13 protein-coding genes are annotated in these 14,878 nt (G+C 67.6%); 10 read left to right on the forward strand and 3 right to left on the reverse strand.

Annotation, left to right across the window (positions count from 1 at the left end):
• Nucleotides 1-19 precede the first annotated feature (19 nt).
• Together AB0C20_RS04070 and AB0C20_RS04075 are read right to left on the reverse strand one after the other, a co-directional pair.
• On the reverse strand, nt 20-589 hold the full coding sequence (locus AB0C20_RS04070) for a DJ-1/PfpI family protein (protein ID WP_210781253.1): 570 nt from the start codon (nt 587-589) through the stop codon (nt 20-22).
• An 89-nt stretch (nt 590-678) separates the two neighbouring features.
• Nucleotides 679-1,422, reverse strand: coding sequence for a GntR family transcriptional regulator (locus AB0C20_RS04075; RefSeq protein ID WP_357185370.1), 744 nt, complete (start codon nt 1,420-1,422; stop codon nt 679-681).
• 378 nt (nt 1,423-1,800) lie between these two features.
• Between AB0C20_RS04075 and AB0C20_RS04080 the strand changes: the two genes are divergently transcribed.
• From AB0C20_RS04080 to AB0C20_RS04110, 7 genes are all read left to right on the forward strand, one after another.
• Nucleotides 1,801-3,234, forward strand: coding sequence for an extracellular solute-binding protein (locus tag AB0C20_RS04080; protein WP_357185367.1), 1,434 nt, complete (start codon nt 1,801-1,803; stop codon nt 3,232-3,234).
• Nucleotides 3,231-4,181: a sugar ABC transporter permease gene (locus AB0C20_RS04085; protein ID WP_357567280.1), complete on the forward strand. Its 951-nt coding sequence runs from the start codon at nt 3,231-3,233 to the stop codon at nt 4,179-4,181. Before AB0C20_RS04080 ends, AB0C20_RS04085 begins: the two co-directional genes overlap by 4 nt.
• Nucleotides 4,181-5,092: a carbohydrate ABC transporter permease gene (locus AB0C20_RS04090; RefSeq protein ID WP_357185361.1), complete on the forward strand. Its 912-nt coding sequence runs from the start codon at nt 4,181-4,183 to the stop codon at nt 5,090-5,092. Before AB0C20_RS04085 ends, AB0C20_RS04090 begins: the two co-directional genes overlap by 1 nt.
• Nucleotides 5,092-6,159 carry an ATP-binding cassette domain-containing protein gene (locus AB0C20_RS04095; protein ID WP_357185356.1) on the forward strand — a complete coding sequence of 356 codons (1,068 nt, stop codon included), beginning with the start codon at nt 5,092-5,094 and terminating at the stop codon, nt 6,157-6,159. Before AB0C20_RS04090 ends, AB0C20_RS04095 begins: the two co-directional genes overlap by 1 nt.
• A complete protein-coding gene (locus tag AB0C20_RS04100) occupies nt 6,159-7,235 on the forward strand; it encodes an ABC transporter ATP-binding protein (protein ID WP_357567282.1) in 1,077 nt (358 codons plus the stop codon). The genes AB0C20_RS04095 and AB0C20_RS04100 overlap by 1 nt, the downstream gene beginning before the upstream one ends.
• A gap of 245 nt (nt 7,236-7,480) precedes the next feature.
• The gene (locus tag AB0C20_RS04105) at nt 7,481-8,941 is read left to right on the forward strand and encodes an NAD-dependent succinate-semialdehyde dehydrogenase (RefSeq protein WP_357567284.1); all 1,461 of its coding nucleotides are present in this window, start codon (nt 7,481-7,483) and stop codon (nt 8,939-8,941) included.
• 129 nt (nt 8,942-9,070) lie between these two features.
• The gene (locus tag AB0C20_RS04110; protein WP_357567285.1) at nt 9,071-10,324 is read left to right on the forward strand and encodes an iron-containing alcohol dehydrogenase; all 1,254 of its coding nucleotides are present in this window, start codon (nt 9,071-9,073) and stop codon (nt 10,322-10,324) included.
• Nucleotides 10,325-10,438: 114 nt separating this feature from the next.
• On the opposite strand, the gene AB0C20_RS04115 is transcribed toward AB0C20_RS04110, so the two are convergent.
• A complete protein-coding gene (locus tag AB0C20_RS04115; RefSeq protein WP_357185341.1) occupies nt 10,439-10,987 on the reverse strand; it encodes a hypothetical protein in 549 nt (182 codons plus the stop codon).
• Between the two features lie 328 nt (nt 10,988-11,315).
• On the opposite strand from AB0C20_RS04115, the gene AB0C20_RS04120 reads away from it, so the two are divergent.
• From AB0C20_RS04120 to zwf, 3 genes are all read left to right on the forward strand, one after another.
• A complete protein-coding gene (locus AB0C20_RS04120; protein WP_357567286.1) occupies nt 11,316-11,774 on the forward strand; it encodes a hypothetical protein in 459 nt (152 codons plus the stop codon).
• A 445-nt stretch (nt 11,775-12,219) separates the two neighbouring features.
• Nucleotides 12,220-12,354 carry a hypothetical protein gene (locus tag AB0C20_RS04125; protein WP_258395732.1) on the forward strand — a complete coding sequence of 45 codons (135 nt, stop codon included), beginning with the start codon at nt 12,220-12,222 and terminating at the stop codon, nt 12,352-12,354.
• A 693-nt stretch (nt 12,355-13,047) separates the two neighbouring features.
• The gene (gene zwf, locus AB0C20_RS04130; RefSeq protein ID WP_357185334.1) at nt 13,048-14,541 is read left to right on the forward strand and encodes a glucose-6-phosphate dehydrogenase; all 1,494 of its coding nucleotides are present in this window, start codon (nt 13,048-13,050) and stop codon (nt 14,539-14,541) included.
• Nucleotides 14,542-14,878 lie beyond the last annotated feature (337 nt).

Genomic DNA, 14,878 nt, shown 5'->3' on the forward strand with positions numbered 1-14,878 from the left:
CAGGGCAGGCCCGGTGCGCTCATGCCGATGCGGGGTCGACGGACTTCGAGAAGAGCTCCATCATCGCCCTGCCGAATTGCGGCATGTCGGGCCACCCCCGGCAGGAGACGAGGTTGCCGTCCACGACGTCGGGAGCGTCGATGACCGTCGCGCCCGCGTTCTCCATGTCCCCGGTGATGGGGGGAAAGCACGCCGTCTTTCGACCCTTCAGCAGCCCGTACACCGCTGGTACCTGCGCGCCGTGGCAGACCAGTGCGATGGGTAGGTTGCGCGCGAAGAAGTGCTCGGTGATGCGCCTGACGTCGGCGTCGACCCGGATCCACTCGGGGGCGCGTCCCCCGGGAATGATGAGGGCGTCGTAGCGTTCGACGTCGACCTGGGCCCAGGGCACGTCGACCGGCAGCTTGCGGCCGTTCTTCTCCACGTAGGCATCGGAGTTGGGGTCGAACTCGTGGATGACCAGTTGCACGTCGCGCATCGTCCGTGACGAGACGTCGACGTCCCAGCCGCCCTCCTGCACGCGGTAGTAGGGATACATGGTGTCGAGCTCCTCGGCGGCATCGCCGGTCAGGAGCAGCGCTCTGGGCACCTGCTTCTCCTCGCATCTAGGGGCGGGTGAGGTGGATCCAATCCGATCCGATCAGGATTGAGTTAGCATTCCTGGGCCCAGCGCGCTCGTCAAGCCTCTACCGCCATTGCGCCCGCGCCCTCGATCTCGTCGAACAACCGTCGAAAACGCTCGCCGGACCGCAAGATGTGCCGACGCATCGCGTACGCGGCGGCGTCCGGGTCACGCGCGGCGATCGCGGCCACCACCTCCTCGTGCTCGGCCATCGCCAGGTGAGTGACCTGGGTGTCGTGGTGAAGCCGGAAGAGGTGCACGTGGCTGTGCAGGCGAGCGAGCGCTTCACGGATGACCTGGTTCTCCGCGCTCAGGGCGACGAGATCGTGAAAGGCGGCGTCGCGTAGCCCGAAGGCGCCATAGGCCGTGGGCCCGTTGCCCCCCTCCAGCTCCGCCATCTCCTCCAGCATCCGTCGCAGGCCGGCCACCTGCTCCGAGGATGCGCGTTCGGCGGACCTGCGCGCCGCCGCCGGCTCGAGGAGCAGGCGGACCTCGAGCATGTCCTCGAATCGGTGACGGGTGATTTGGGGAGGGATGCGGTAGCCGGCATGGGGTACGCGCACTACCAGACCCTCGGCCTCCATGCGGTTCAGAGCGTCTCGGATCGGCGTCTGTGAGACCCCCAGCTCCCGAGCCAGGACGTCGATCGTGACGCGGGAGCCAGGCTCGATCCGTAGCGACATCAGCTGTCCGAGCAGCGTGTCGTACACCTCGTCGGCAAGCCGGCCGCCAGATCTTCCCGGCGGCGTTGCGCCCGTCACGGCCCTGCGGCCCCGCACGATCATCGCTTCGTCGTCCATCGTGACGTGAGGTCCCTTCCTGCGCCTTCGCGAACCTATTGACATCAGTCACAACGCTGCGGCATGCTGACGCCCCCACGCGATCGTATAGGAAAAGTGACGAACGCCCGCCATCCTGCACATCGCGGCACCGCCCGCCACCGCTCTACTTCGATCACCTGGAACTCCCATGAGCATGCTCGACGTCCTGCTCGGGTCGTCACCGGGTCGCAGCTGGACCGACGGACTTCTCGACGGCAGGGAGACCCAGTACATCGCGGTGTACTCGTGACGCCGGTCCCCGCGACGGCCCGGCAACACGCCTGAACAACCCAGCAACTGCTCGGCGAAGCACATAGCGAGGCCTTAGAAGTCCCCATCCAGAAAGCAGGCAAGAAGATGCGGTATCCGAAGCGAATAGGACGATTGTCCGATCCCGGCCGGAAGGTGCAGCTGGCGACGGCGGCCATGCTGTTGGTGGCCACGACCATGACGGCTTGCGGCGAGGGCAAGGACGACGGCGAGAAGGCGAGCGCCCCCAAGGCGCCGGCGACCATCCCGGAGCTCACCAAGGATCCGCTGACCCTCAGCTTCATCTGGTTCGACTGGCCGCCCGCCAAGGCACTGGAAGCCTTCGCGAACGCGGAGTACAAGAAGGAACGACCGAACGCGACCATCAAGGTCAACACCGTGCCGAACGCGAACTGGCACGACGCCATGTTCACCCAGTTCGCGGCGCGCAAGACCGACTTCGACATCGCGATCCTGGACTCGCAACACATCGGCGAGGCCGTGACGAACGGCAACATCCTCGACCTCACCGACTTCGTCAAGGAGAACATCGACGTCGCGGCCTACAACCCGTACCTCCTGGCGGCCTACGGCCAGTTTCCCCAGGCGGAGACCGGCAAGCGCGACGAGAACGCCAGCCTGTACGGACTGCCGCTGCTCGGCGACACCTGGACGATGATCTACCGCAAGGACCTGATCGGCGACAAGCCGCCGCAGACCTGGGACCAGATGATCGCAGCCGCCGAGAAGTGCCAGGCGGACAACCCTGGCGTCAGCGGGCTGGCTTTCCACCAGGCCAACGGCTCCGATGCCGCGGCCGTCACCTACAACACTGTCAACGGTGTCTACGGCGGCAACCTTTGGGACTCCAAGACTCGCAAGATCGATGGCGTCATCAACGACGCAGCGGGCCAGGAGGCGATGGACGTCCTGGTCAACAAGATGAAGCCGTTGACCGCCAAGGGCTCCGGCAACTGGTTCATCGACGAGGTGAACGCGGCTGTCGCCCAGGGCAAGGCCTGCATCGCGTTCAACTGGATCGCCGCGAGCGGCGGCCTGCTCGATCCGAAGCAGTCGACGCTCGGCACCACCCGGGAGCAGATCCTCGACAAGCTGGGTTTTGCCACCCTGCCGAGCCAGAAGACGAATTTGGTCCCTCTCGGCGGCATGGGGATGCACGTGTCGGCCTACTCGGCCACGGCGAACCAGACCGAGGCCCTGAACTTCATGAAGTGGTTCGAGCGGGCTGACGTCCAGAAGAAGTGGGCCGCGGCAGGTGGCGTGCCATCGCGTACGGACGCCCTGGAGTCGCCCGAGTTCCTCAACGCCGGGCCGTTCAACCAGGTGTACACCGACTCGGTTCCGCGGATGCGGGACATGTGGAACGTGCCCGAGTACGCGCGCCTCGTCGACATCGAGAACACCAACGTGAACGCGGCTCTCAACGGTGCGAAGAAGCCGAAGGATGCGCTCGACGACATCGCCAAGGAGCAGCAGAGCGTCCTCGACTCCGGCAACCGCAAGGGTGGCGGCGGACTGTGAGTGACCCCGTCCCTCTGACGACCGACGATCCCGGGCAGGTGGCGTCCGCGAGCCCACCTGCCCGGGGTCGGTCCCCTCGGCTGAGCGACCGCTGGCTCGCCGTCACCTTCATCTCCCCCGCGATGCTGCTGTTGCTCGCCATGTCGGTGTTCCCGTTGCTGTGGGCGTTGTACCTGTCTTTCACCGACTACTCGGCCACCCGCGGAGGGCCCGCCAATTTCATCGGATTCGGGAACTACACCGCCATCCTGACGTCGGCGCAGGTCCACACGAGGGCCCTGACGACGTTGATCTACGTGGTCGGTGCGGTCGGCCTACAGACCGTGCTCGGATTCGGCATCGCCTACCTGATCTCGCGGCGCACACATGGGCGAGGAGTGCTGACCACTCTGTTCCTGGTCCCGATGATGCTGTCGCCGGTCGTGGTCGGGCTGTTCTGGCGCTTCATGCTCGACGCGCAGTTCGGCGTGGTCAACAGCATGCTCGGCTCGATCGGCCTGGGGCAGGTGGAGTGGCTCACCCGGCAGCGGACGGCACTGCTGTCCCTGATCGTGGTCGACACCTGGCAATGGACGCCGTTCATCATGCTCATCGCACTCGCGGGCCTCACCGCGGTTCCCAAGTACCTGTACGAGGCCGCCTCGATCGACCGGGCGTCCGAATGGTTCCGGTTCCGCACCATCACTCTTCCGCTGGTATGGCCACTGCTTCTCATTGCCGTGATGTTCAGGGCCATCGAGGCGTTCCGGCTGTTCGACCTCGTCTACATCCTCACCAACGGTGGCCCGGGTGTCTCCACCGAGACGTTGTCGTTCCACATCTACAAGGTCGCGTTCCTGGGCTTCAACACCGGAACCGCTTCGGCGTACGGGATCCTCATGGTCCTCGTCGTCATCGTCCTCACGCAGTTCTACCTGCGCTACCTGAACAAGCTCAAGGAGGGCTGATGGCCGTCTCCGTCGACGAGGCCGTGTCCACAGGTCCTGCCCGGGATCACACGCCCCCCGCGCGCCGCCTTGGCAGCCGAGGCCGCTCCGTGCTGGAGGTCACGCTGCTGACCGTGCTGGCCGTCGTGATGCTCTTCCCGGTGCTGTGGATGATCGAGACGTCCATCAAGGAGAACCGGGACGTCTACGCCATCCCGGCGAAGCTGTTCGACTTCACAGTCACTCTGGACCATTACAAGGACGTGTTCGTCTCCCCCGACGGCGGTCGCTCGGCCTTGTCCGTCTCGTTCCTCAACTCCGTCGTGGTCGCCGGAGCTTCCACGGTGCTGGCCACCGTGCTGGGAGTCCCGGCGGCCTGGGCCTACTCACGCTTCGCCGTGAAGGCCAAGAAGGACCAACTGTTCTTCATCCTGTCCACGCGTTTCATGCCGCCCGTGGTGGTCGTGATCCCGATCTTCCTCATGTACCGCCAAGTCGGACTCATCGACAACAAGCTCGGCTTGATCCTCATCTACAGCGCGTTCAACGTCCCGTTCACGATCTGGATGATGAAGGGCTTCGTCGACGAGGTGCCCGCGGAGTACGAGGATGCCGCCATGCTCGACGGCTACACCCGTTTACAGGCGTTCCGGCGATTCACCCTTCCCCTGCTCGTGCCCGGCATCGCCGCGACGGCGGTCTTCGCACTCATCTTCTCGTGGAACGAGTTCGTGTTCGCCACCTTCCTCACCTCCAGCGACGACGTCCGGACGGCCCCACCCGCCATCGCCGGCCTCATCGGCGGCACCACGACGGACTGGGGTCTCGTGGCCGCCGCCTCCGTGGTGTTCGCCCTGCCGGTGCTCGTCTTCGCGTACCTGGTGCGCAAGCACCTCATCGCCGGTGTGACGCTCGGGGCGGTGCGACGCTGATGGCGGGCATCGAGGTGACAGCACTGCACAAGCGCTACCCCGACGGGACGGTAGCGGTCGAACACGTGGACCTGTCCATCGGTCACGGCGAGCTGTTCGTGATGCTCGGCCCTTCGGGTTGCGGCAAGACGACCACGTTGCGGGCCATAGCCGGCCTGGAGCGGCAGACGACGGGCGACATCCGCATCGGCGACACGTTGGTCAACGACATGCCGCCCGCCGAGCGCGACATCGCCATGGTGTTCCAGTTCTACGCCCTCTACCCGCATCTGAAGACCCGCGACAACCTGGCGTTCCCGCTGCGGGCAGAGGGTCTGCCCAAGCCGGAGGTGCACGAGCGGGTCACCGAGGCTGCCCGGCTGATGAGGCTTGGTCCGCTCCTGGACCGGCGACCGCGCCAGCTGTCCGGCGGGGAGCAGCAGCGCGTCGCGCTGGCTCGCGCCCTGGTGCGGCGGCCGCGCGCATTCCTCATGGACGAACCTCTCACCAATCTGGACGCGGAGCTGAGGGCGGACATGCGTACCGAGATCAAGCACCTGCAGGGGGAGCTGGGGGCGACGATGGTCTACGTCACCCACGACCAGGTCGAGGCGATGTCGCTCGGTCACCGAATCGCCATCCTCAACAAGGGCCGCGTCGAGCAGATCGGCACGCCGCTGGAGGTCTACGACCGTCCCGCGAGTCTCTTCTGCGCCGCTTTCATCGGCTCCCCGCCGATGAACCTGATCGAGGTGGAGGTGGCCGACGGGAAGCTGCGCGGTGAGGGCGGACTGGCCCTCGCGCCACCGCCAGGCCTGCCGCGCGACCGTCGCCTGGTCGCAGGCGTCCGGCCGGAGGCGCTGGAAGTCACCGCACCAGGGGCGGAACAGTCGGTCCCGGCCCGCGTGGTCTCGGCGGAGTGGCTGGGCGACGAAATCATCTACGTGGTCGACCACGGCGGCCAGCGCGACGTACGGGTTCGCATGCCACCGACTGTCCGTTTCGCGGCTGACGCAACGGTCGGGTTGCGGCACACCGGCGGGACCCCGGCGGTCTACGACGTGAGCACGGAAGAGCTGGTGGCCTGATGGGAACCGTGGCAGTGCACGGGCTGCGCAAGTCCTTCGGAAAAGTCCAGGCCCTCGACGGGGTGACGCTGGACGTGCCGGACGGCTCGTTCTTCGTCGTACTCGGGCCCTCCGGGGCAGGCAAGACGACGACCCTGCGAGCGATGGCCGGCCTCGACAAGCTTGACGCCGGGTCGGTGCATCTGGACGGCAGGGACGCGACCGGTGACACCCCGGCCGCCCGCGACCTGGCCATGGTCTTCCAGAGCTACGCCCTCTACCCGCGACACACTGTGTACGAGAACATCGCCTCGCCGCTGCGGGCGCGCCGCTGCTCGTCACGTGAGATCGCCGCCGCCGTCGAGCAGATGTCGGGCCTGCTGCACATCGAACGTCTGCTGCAGCGTCGTCCCGCCCAGTTGTCGGGCGGTGAGATGCAGCGCGTCGCCCTGGCCCGGGCGCTGGTCCGTCGCCCGCGCGCGTTCCTCATGGACGAACCGCTGACGAACCTCGACCTCAAGCTCCGCGTCGAGATGCGCACCGAACTCACCCGCATCCACCGGAGCCTCGGAGCGACCTTCGTCTACGTGACGAACGACCAGGTCGAAGCCCTGTCCATGGCCGACCAGGTCGCGGTCCTCAAGGAGGGAGAGGTGCAACAGGTCGGAACGCCGACCGAGGTGTACGAGCGTCCCGCCAACCAGTGGGTCGCGGGATTCGTCGGGAGCCCGCCGATCAGCCTGCTCGCCTGCCACGCCGAGGGAGATCGTCTGGTCGGTGCGGCAGGCTGGACGCTACCGCGGCCCCGCTGGACCACGGCCGAGGACGGTCGTGAGCTGCTGCTGGGCCTGCGGGCGGAGGACCTGTCCGTCGAGCAACGTGGGCACGCGTCGTTGTCGGGTGAGCTCTACGGGCTCGAGCCACTCGGTGACCGAACGGTGGTCGACGTCCGAGTGGGGACGGAGATCCTCAAGGTCAAGGCACGACCCACAGTCACCGGTACGCCGGGCGAGCGGCTGCTCGTCACTGTCGACCTGGATCGTGCGCACCTGTTCGATGCGGGCACCGGGCTGTCGCTGTCCGAGGCGGGACGGTAACGGCGCCCAGCGGCGACAGCGACATGCGCCAGCATGCGTCAATCGAGCCTCGGCGGACCGTCACCAGTGCGCACGACCTGACGACGCGATACGACAGCGGCCCGCGAAGGCGATCGATGGCGCGGGGCTTCGCCCCGCTCGACAACCTCTCCCCCGACGAGGGCGTGTGACCCGTCCGTCTCCGCGCACAGCGCGATCGCTGAGGCACGCCGGACATCACGAAGAAGATCACAGGAGGCGACGCGATGAGTGACCCGATGAACGTGCTGGCCCCCGAGCATCGGCGGCTACGGATCGGCGACGCCTGGCGCGACGCCGCAAGCGGAGCCACCTTTGCCGTCGAGGACCCGGCCACCGGCAAGACCATCGCCGAGGTGGCGGACGCCGACGTCGTCGACGGGCTCGCCGCCTTGGGTGCGGCGAGCAAGGCGATGGCGGAGTGGGCGGCGACCCCGCCGCGCAAACGATCAGAGTTGTTGACCGCTACGTACCGGGCACTGACCGAGCGATCCGAGGAGGTTGCCCGGCTGATAACGCTCGAGATGGGCAAGCCGCTCGCCGAGGCCCGGGGAGAGGTGGCGTACGGCGCCGAGTTCTTCCGTTGGTTCGCCGAGGAGGCGGTGCGCGTCGAGGGTCGCTACAGCATCGCTCCCGCGGGTGGATATCGCATCCTCACCGTGCCGAAGCCGGTCGGACCGTGTGTCTTCGTGACGCCCTGGAACTTCCCGTTGGCCATGGGTGCCCGCAAGATCGCTCCTGCGTTGGCCGCGGGCTGCACGACGATCACCAAGCCAGCGGGCCAGACGCCGCTCACCATGCTGTTCCTGGCCCGCATCATGGAGGAGGTCGGCGTTCCTCCGGGCGTCGTCAACGTGGTGACCACCAAGCGTTCCGGCGATGTGGTCTCCGCACTGCTGGCCGACGGTCGGACCCGCAAGCTCTCGTTCACCGGGTCGACCGAGGTCGGACGCGTACTGCTTCGACAGGCTGCGGACAACGTGCTGCGCACGTCCATGGAACTGGGCGGCAACGCGGCCCTGATCGTGTGTGCCGACGCTGACCTGGACGTCGCGCTCGACGGTGCCATGGTGGCCAAGATGCGCAACATCGGGGAGTCCTGCATCGCGGCCAACCGGATCTACGTCGAGGAGCCCGTACGCGAGGAGTTCGCGGCGCGCTTCGCCGAGCGGATGGGCGCGCTTTCGGTGGGCCACGGTCTCGACGACGGCGTGAACGTCGGGGCGTTGATCGACGAGGCATCGGTCACCAAAATCGACGAGCTGGTCGCCGACGCGGTCGATCGCGGCGCCCGGGTCCTGGTGGGCGGCGAGCGTCCCGATGGCCCGGGCCACTTCTACCCGCCTACGGTCCTCGTCGACGTGCCCGAGGACGCCCGGATGCTGAAGGCGGAGATCTTCGGCCCGGTGGCGCCGATCATCTCGTTCACGTCCGACGACGAGGTGATGGCGAAGGCCAACGACACCGAGCACGGCCTGGCCGGGTACGTCTTCACCCGTGACCTCCAGCGGGCGCTCCGGTTCACCGAAGGCCTGGACACGGGGATGCTCGGCATCAACCGTGGCCTGATATCGGACCCGTCAGCTCCGTTCGGCGGCGTGAAGCAGTCCGGGATCGGCAAGGAGGGGTCGCACGAGGGCATCCTCGAATACCTCGACCTCACCTACGTGGCGATCGACCTCCCGTGACCGGCCTGCCGCTCCGGGCACCCGGCCCGCGTGCCCGCGCGGCCACCCTCGCCGACGCCGTCCCGGTCTCGCAGATGACCTGGACGTCCGCCCCGCTCATCGCCGCCGACGTTCCGGAGAGGCACCGACATGCTTGAGACCGTCCGCGGACCACGCCAGCTGATAGTGGGCGAAGGGGTCGCGCAGAACATCCCACGAGTGGTGGCCGAGAGTGGCTCGCGAGTCCTCATCGTGACCGACCAGATTCTCCTGAGGCAGCCGGGCGTGGCCGAGATCGTGGCCGCCGTGCGGGAGAGGGTCAAGGCCATCGAGGTGTTCTCCGACGCGACTCCAGACGTGCCACTCTCCGATGTCGCAGTGGCCGTCTCGGCCGCCGCCGAGGTGGACGCCAACGTGATCCTCGCCGTCGGGGGTGGCACGGTGATCGACCTCGCCAAAATCGTCGGCGTCATCCGGCGCCACGGTGGGAGCCCACGCGACTTCTACGGTGAGTCGAAGGTGCCGGGGCCGACGATTCCTCTCGTCGCGGTCCCGACGACGTCAGGCACCGGCTCCGAGCTCACACCCGTCTCGGTGTTGACCGACCCGGACCGCGAGCTGAAGGTGGGGGTTTCCAGCGTCCACATCGTGCCCGACTTCGCCATCGTCGACCCCGAACTCACCTACAGCTGCCCGGCGACCGTCACCGCCCACTCGGGCATCGACGCGTTCTGTCACGCCGTGGAGAGCTACACCGCGCAACCCCGGGCCCACGGCCCGCGCGACCCAGTGGAGCAGGTGTTCCTCGGCCGCAACCCGATCACCGACCACTACGCGCTCCTGGCCGCGGAGCGAATCGCCCGTAGCTTGCGCCGTGCTGTCACTGACGGAGGCGACACGGACGCGCGCGCGGACATGTCCTATGGGTCCATGCTCGCCGGGCTCGCCTTCTCCCACGCGGGCAACGCGGCCCCGCACGCTCTCCAGTACCCCATCGGCGCAGCCACGCACACGCCGCACGGCGTGGGCGTCGGGCTGCTCCTGCCCTACGCGCTGGACGCGGCCAAGGATGCCATCAGCGACAGGTTGGCCATCCTCGCCCGGGTGTGCGGGCTCGACGTGACCGACGCCTCCGACGCCGAGGCCGCAGACACGTTCCTCACCTGGCTCGACGGGCTCCTTGCCGACATCGGCATCCCTCGCACCTTGGCGGACATCGGCGTGGCACGCGCCGACCTCCCGCGCTTCGCGGAGATGGCCAGTGGCGTCACCCGCCTGATCCAGAACCATCCGGGCCCGACCGACACCGCCAGCCTGACCGCGATCCTCGAAGCGGCCTGGACCGGGGACCGGAACCGACACGCCCTGACTTCCAGTGGAGACAGTGACCGGCCCTCCACATGACGACGAGTTGACTGCCCCCACCCTGGGGCTCGGCGTGCTCGGCCACGTCATCGCGCCGGACGTAGCTGCCCCCTCGGTAGAGCGTCCCCGGCAATCCAGCCCAGGGATGCTGGATCATGTCCCGGTCTCGGGAACCCATGAAGGAGGCCATGCCGGCGGCGGTAGCGACCCGCCACCTACACCGAGATCGTTCCGCGCGCATTCGTAGTACCTGTCGCGGTACTTCTCCATCTCCCGAATCGCCGGCAGCCACTGCTCGGCATCCGTCAATCGTCCACGTGCGTACCAATCGAGACGGTGGACAGCTTGATGCCAATCACGGGCAGCAGCAACAGTCTCCGGGCTGCCCAATAGCAGCATCGATTCCCACCGCGCTCCACGATCGTCCTCCGCTGCGGCCAGGAGCGGGAGTCCCTCTTCCGGGGTCAGGTGGGCTGCGGAGTGGTCGAACCCTCGTGCTGCCGCGATACGACACGACAGGTAGGCCCACCGCTTGACGGAGCCGCCATATTCGGCATACACCCGCATGCGGCTCTCATCCCAACGGACCGCCTGGCTGCGTCGCCAACGTGCTCGCTCCCCCGCGCTGCTGACAAGGTAAGAGGCGAGGGCTCCCACGATCACGCCGATCAGCGCCGGAAGCTGCTGGGCAAAGACAACCATCGACCATCCAAACCTGCCTCGAACCCGCAAGGGCAGACACCACGGCACCTAACCTCTGCCGCATATCCGCCGCCAACGATCGCAGACGCGCGCAAGGCATACCCCGCGGCGAGGGGGTGGATGTCCACCGGCACCACGGTAAGACCACTGCGGACACGCCGGCACGATCGTGACCGAGAGCGTCCACCGGCACCAACTACGGCCGGGTGCTCCTGGGCGGCTCGGTCGCCGGCCGATAGCGCCCTCCGCCGGCAAGCGTCGACCGGCATGACTGGAAAGAAGCTGTACGGCGGCGCTGCCGTTAGGGCGGCTGCCGCATCATTGACTGATGAGCGACCCCAGGATGCAGGTGCGAGCACGGGTGCGGCACGAGCCTGATCGCTCATACGCCGTACTGGTCGAGGGTCCGGACGGCGAGGTGGAGGTAGGCCGCACGGGTAAGACAGCAGATCTCTGGGCACTGACCCAGGCCGGTGCAGCTCGCCTATTCGGTGAAAGCCTCGGCGCGGACAATCTCACCCTGCACGTTCCCCAGCCGCCCTACGGCCAGGACGGGCAGTGGGTTCGCATCGTCTTCGTGGCGGATCGGGATGACCCCTCCGAGAGCGCCGACATCGGTGTCCTGGCGCAGGCGCGCTGGTTCGGCCACGAAGGCGCCTGGTTCGTAACAGTCACCGGTACCGGTACCAGCATCGTTCCGAGCGAGCACCTGGACTTCGAACCAGTTGTCACTGATGAACAAGTAGCGGCGTTCCACACCTACATCACCGCTGCGGCCGCAGGCTGAGGCCGTGCCGCCCGTCCGCCGCTGACCCGCACACGGTGGAGCGGGCACGCCCTCCGATGACAAGCTGGAGCGCCCCTTACCGGACGAATGCGCTTGTCACCGCAGGCAGGTCTGATCTGCTACTGCCTGGTCGAGGGTCGACGGGGTGGCCACCCATCCCCGCAGCCTGAGCGCCCCGCCGGAGGCGGCCTGGGAATACGCCCCTGTGGGCGAGGACCGCCGCGCCGGCCGCGCTATCGCGACCCGCCTACCGCAGCGGTGAGGCGGCACGAACTATCGCCCCACGATCGTCGATGCGCTTCCCAACGTCGGCAAGAGCTGGAACAGCGTAGGGTCGGCGTGCAGTGAAGGACTTCGCGCCCGCCGCGGGTCTCCTGTCATCTGCCGCCGCGATCAGGCGAGTACCACGCTGCACGTTCACCGACCTGCTCCAGGAGGTTCGATCATGTCCAAGGACTCGACGAGCAAGGCGAACGTCAAGAAGAAGGGCAAGACGATCAAGGAGAAGCAGACTGCGAAGCGCCTGAAGCGCGACGAGCAGAACGGGCAATCCTCAAACATCGTGTCCACCGGGCGCTGACGCCGGCAGAATCGCTCCATTCTCCGAGTACGGCGATGACGGTGGGGACTGACAATCGTCACGTCCCCACCTGCCGCTGCTGCCGTAGAACCGCGGGCCAGTCGCAGAGTCCCAGAGGATCCGGCGGGCGCTGGGACGCCGAGCGAGGACCAGCAGACCGCGGATGATGAGCTACGCCCCATTCCGAGATGAGAGCCGCAGGCAAAACCGCTGCGGTGGAGCTGGCTGACGCAGCGAGCATGAGGTCCCCCACTGCCCACCGACGCCGCTCCCGCTCGCGTTGGGCACCTCAAGAATCCGCTGCGGCCTGGTGCTGCGGGGCGAGCACTCTGCCGGTCATCTTCCGGTCACAGGCGGATACGAACAGCCCTTCAATGAGACCGGCATCAGGATGGGCCACCACCACCAGACCAGCGCAACGCCGCAACCGCCCGCTGGCGGTCCGCGGCGCCGCCGTCGGCGAGACCGTTGACCTCCGCGGGCTATCTGGCCACGATCATTCGTACCACCATCACGTACGCCGACAGACCGCACCGGATCGCCTACCCATCAGCCGAGCATGGGACGCTCAAGCTCCGTGACCAACGGGGCACGCCGCGTGGCCCCGGACACTACCGCCACAGCCCGCGCTATCCCTGGCAGGACAGCACCGCCCCCGATCCCACACCCCTTGTGCCCGGAGGAACGCAGACCATGGACCACGCATCTCAGCTCATCCAGGAGCGGAGTGCCCCGCCGGCCACGCTGGTGATCTTCGGCGCCTCCGGTGACCTGACCCGGCGTAAGCTGCTGCCCGCCATCGAGAGCCTGGCTCGGCACGAGCGGCTCCCGGACCAGTTCGCGCTGGTCGGCGTCGCCCGTACGTCGATGACCGACGAGCAGTTCGCCGAGAGCGCCCTCGGCGAACGCACCCTCGTCAGCAAGCGCCAGCTCCAGGGCGGCGTACGGTACGTGGCCGGCGGCTACGACGACCCGGAGACCTACAAGCGGCTCGTCGAGACCCTCGACGAGCTGGACGCACAGCGGGGCACGTCCGGCAACCGGCTCTTCTACCTGTCCACCCCGGCCGGGGCCTTCGAGCCGGTGATCAACGGACTGGCCGGTGTCGGGCTCAACCAGCCACGCGAAGGCTCATTCTCCCGCCTGGTCATCGAGAAGCCGTACGGGCGCGACCTGGTCACGGCCCGCGAGCTCGACGGCGTCGTGCACAGCGCGTTCGACGAGCGCCAGGTCTTTCGCATCGATCACTATCTGGGCAAGGACACTGTCCAGAACGTGCTGGCGCTTCGCTTCGCGAACTCGATCTTCCAGCCCATCTGGGATCGCTCCTGGGTCGACCACGTGCAGATCACCGTCGCCGAGACCCTCGGCGTCGGCAGCCGCGGCGGCTTCTACGAGGACGCCGGCGCGATGCGGGACATCGTGCAGAACCACGTGCTCCAGGTGCTCGCGCTGGCACTGATGGAGCCGCCGGCCTCATTCGAGGCTGAGGGCCTGCGCAACGAGAAGGTGAAGCTGCTGCAGGCGATCCGGCTCCCCACCGACCGGGACATCGCCGAGGCGGCGGTCCGGGGACAGTACACCCGGGGCGGCACCCGCGAGGAGCTGATGGCCGGCTACCGCGAGGAGGCCGGCGTCGACCCCCTGTCGCGGACCGAGACCTACGCCGCGATGCGGCTCAACGTGGACAACTGGCGCTGGGCGGGAGTGCCGTTCTACGTCCGCACCGGCAAGCGCCTACCGGCCCGGCTCACCGAGGTGGCGCTACAGTTCCAGCGGCCGCCGCACCTGCCGATCCCGACCGACCAGCTCACCGGTCTCGATGCTGACGCGCTGATCCTGCGGATTCAGCCGAACGAGGGCATCTCGCTGCGCTTCGGTGCCAAAGTGCCGGGCCACTCCTTCCGGGTCCGCACCGCCACAATGGAATTCTCCTACGACCAGACGTTCGCCGAGGAGTCCCCGGAGGCGTACGAGCGTCTGCTCCTGGACGCGCTGATCGGTGACGCGTCGCTGTTCATCCGCAGCGACGAGGTGCAGCAGTGCTGGCGGATCGTCGACCCGATCATCGACAACTGGGAGAAGGACAACTCGCCGATCCCCACCTACGAGGCCGCCTCCTGGGGCCCGACCGACGCCGACCGACTCATCGGCCGGCACGGCCGCAAGTGGCGCAACTCCGCGTGACCCTGCCACAACGAGTGTGACCGCGCTGCTGAGCCCTATCGCTTGGTCTCACCACCGACGCGCAGCGCGGTCCTCTCAGTGAGCCGGTCATCGGAGTCGATGGCCGGCCTTGCGGACGGGTCAGTGACTCTGGCTGCGAATTGCGTCCAACGGCACCACAAGGGCCAGCCTGCGCCTGAACGATGTAGCGACGTCGACGGGCGGCAGAGCCGGGGTTTCGGACCGGCGGGCGGCGTCGATGGGGCCGTTCGGCATCGGGGCCGGGTGGTGCAGGTGTCAGATCACCGGATTGGTCACTCGGCTGCGCCCCGGGAGGCTTTTTTTCCAGCGTGCTCCT

The organism is Micromonospora sp. NPDC048843 (genome assembly GCF_040649965.1).
GTDB classification, from domain to species: Bacteria; Actinomycetota; Actinomycetes; order Mycobacteriales; family Micromonosporaceae; genus Micromonospora; species Micromonospora hortensis.

What these genes read in the sequence shown, in the direction of transcription:
- AB0C20_RS04075 (WP_357185370.1), bottom strand. Translation starts at nt 1,422, where the DNA reads ATGGACGACGAAGCGATGATCGTGCGGGGCCGCAGGGCCGTGACGGGC.
- AB0C20_RS04080 (WP_357185367.1), top strand. Translation starts at nt 1,801, where the DNA reads ATGCGGTATCCGAAGCGAATAGGACGATTGTCCGATCCCGGCCGGAAG.
- AB0C20_RS04090 (WP_357185361.1), top strand. Translation starts at nt 4,181, where the DNA reads ATGGCCGTCTCCGTCGACGAGGCCGTGTCCACAGGTCCTGCCCGGGAT.
- AB0C20_RS04095 (WP_357185356.1), top strand. Translation starts at nt 5,092, where the DNA reads ATGGCGGGCATCGAGGTGACAGCACTGCACAAGCGCTACCCCGACGGG.
- AB0C20_RS04100 (WP_357567282.1), top strand. Translation starts at nt 6,159, where the DNA reads ATGGGAACCGTGGCAGTGCACGGGCTGCGCAAGTCCTTCGGAAAAGTC.
- AB0C20_RS04105 (WP_357567284.1), top strand. Translation starts at nt 7,481, where the DNA reads ATGAGTGACCCGATGAACGTGCTGGCCCCCGAGCATCGGCGGCTACGG.
- AB0C20_RS04110 (WP_357567285.1), top strand. Translation starts at nt 9,071, where the DNA reads ATGCTTGAGACCGTCCGCGGACCACGCCAGCTGATAGTGGGCGAAGGG.
- AB0C20_RS04115 (WP_357185341.1), bottom strand. Translation starts at nt 10,987, where the DNA reads ATGGTTGTCTTTGCCCAGCAGCTTCCGGCGCTGATCGGCGTGATCGTG.
- AB0C20_RS04120 (WP_357567286.1), top strand. Translation starts at nt 11,316, where the DNA reads ATGAGCGACCCCAGGATGCAGGTGCGAGCACGGGTGCGGCACGAGCCT.
- AB0C20_RS04125 (WP_258395732.1), top strand. Translation starts at nt 12,220, where the DNA reads ATGTCCAAGGACTCGACGAGCAAGGCGAACGTCAAGAAGAAGGGCAAG.
- zwf (WP_357185334.1), top strand. Translation starts at nt 13,048, where the DNA reads ATGGACCACGCATCTCAGCTCATCCAGGAGCGGAGTGCCCCGCCGGCC.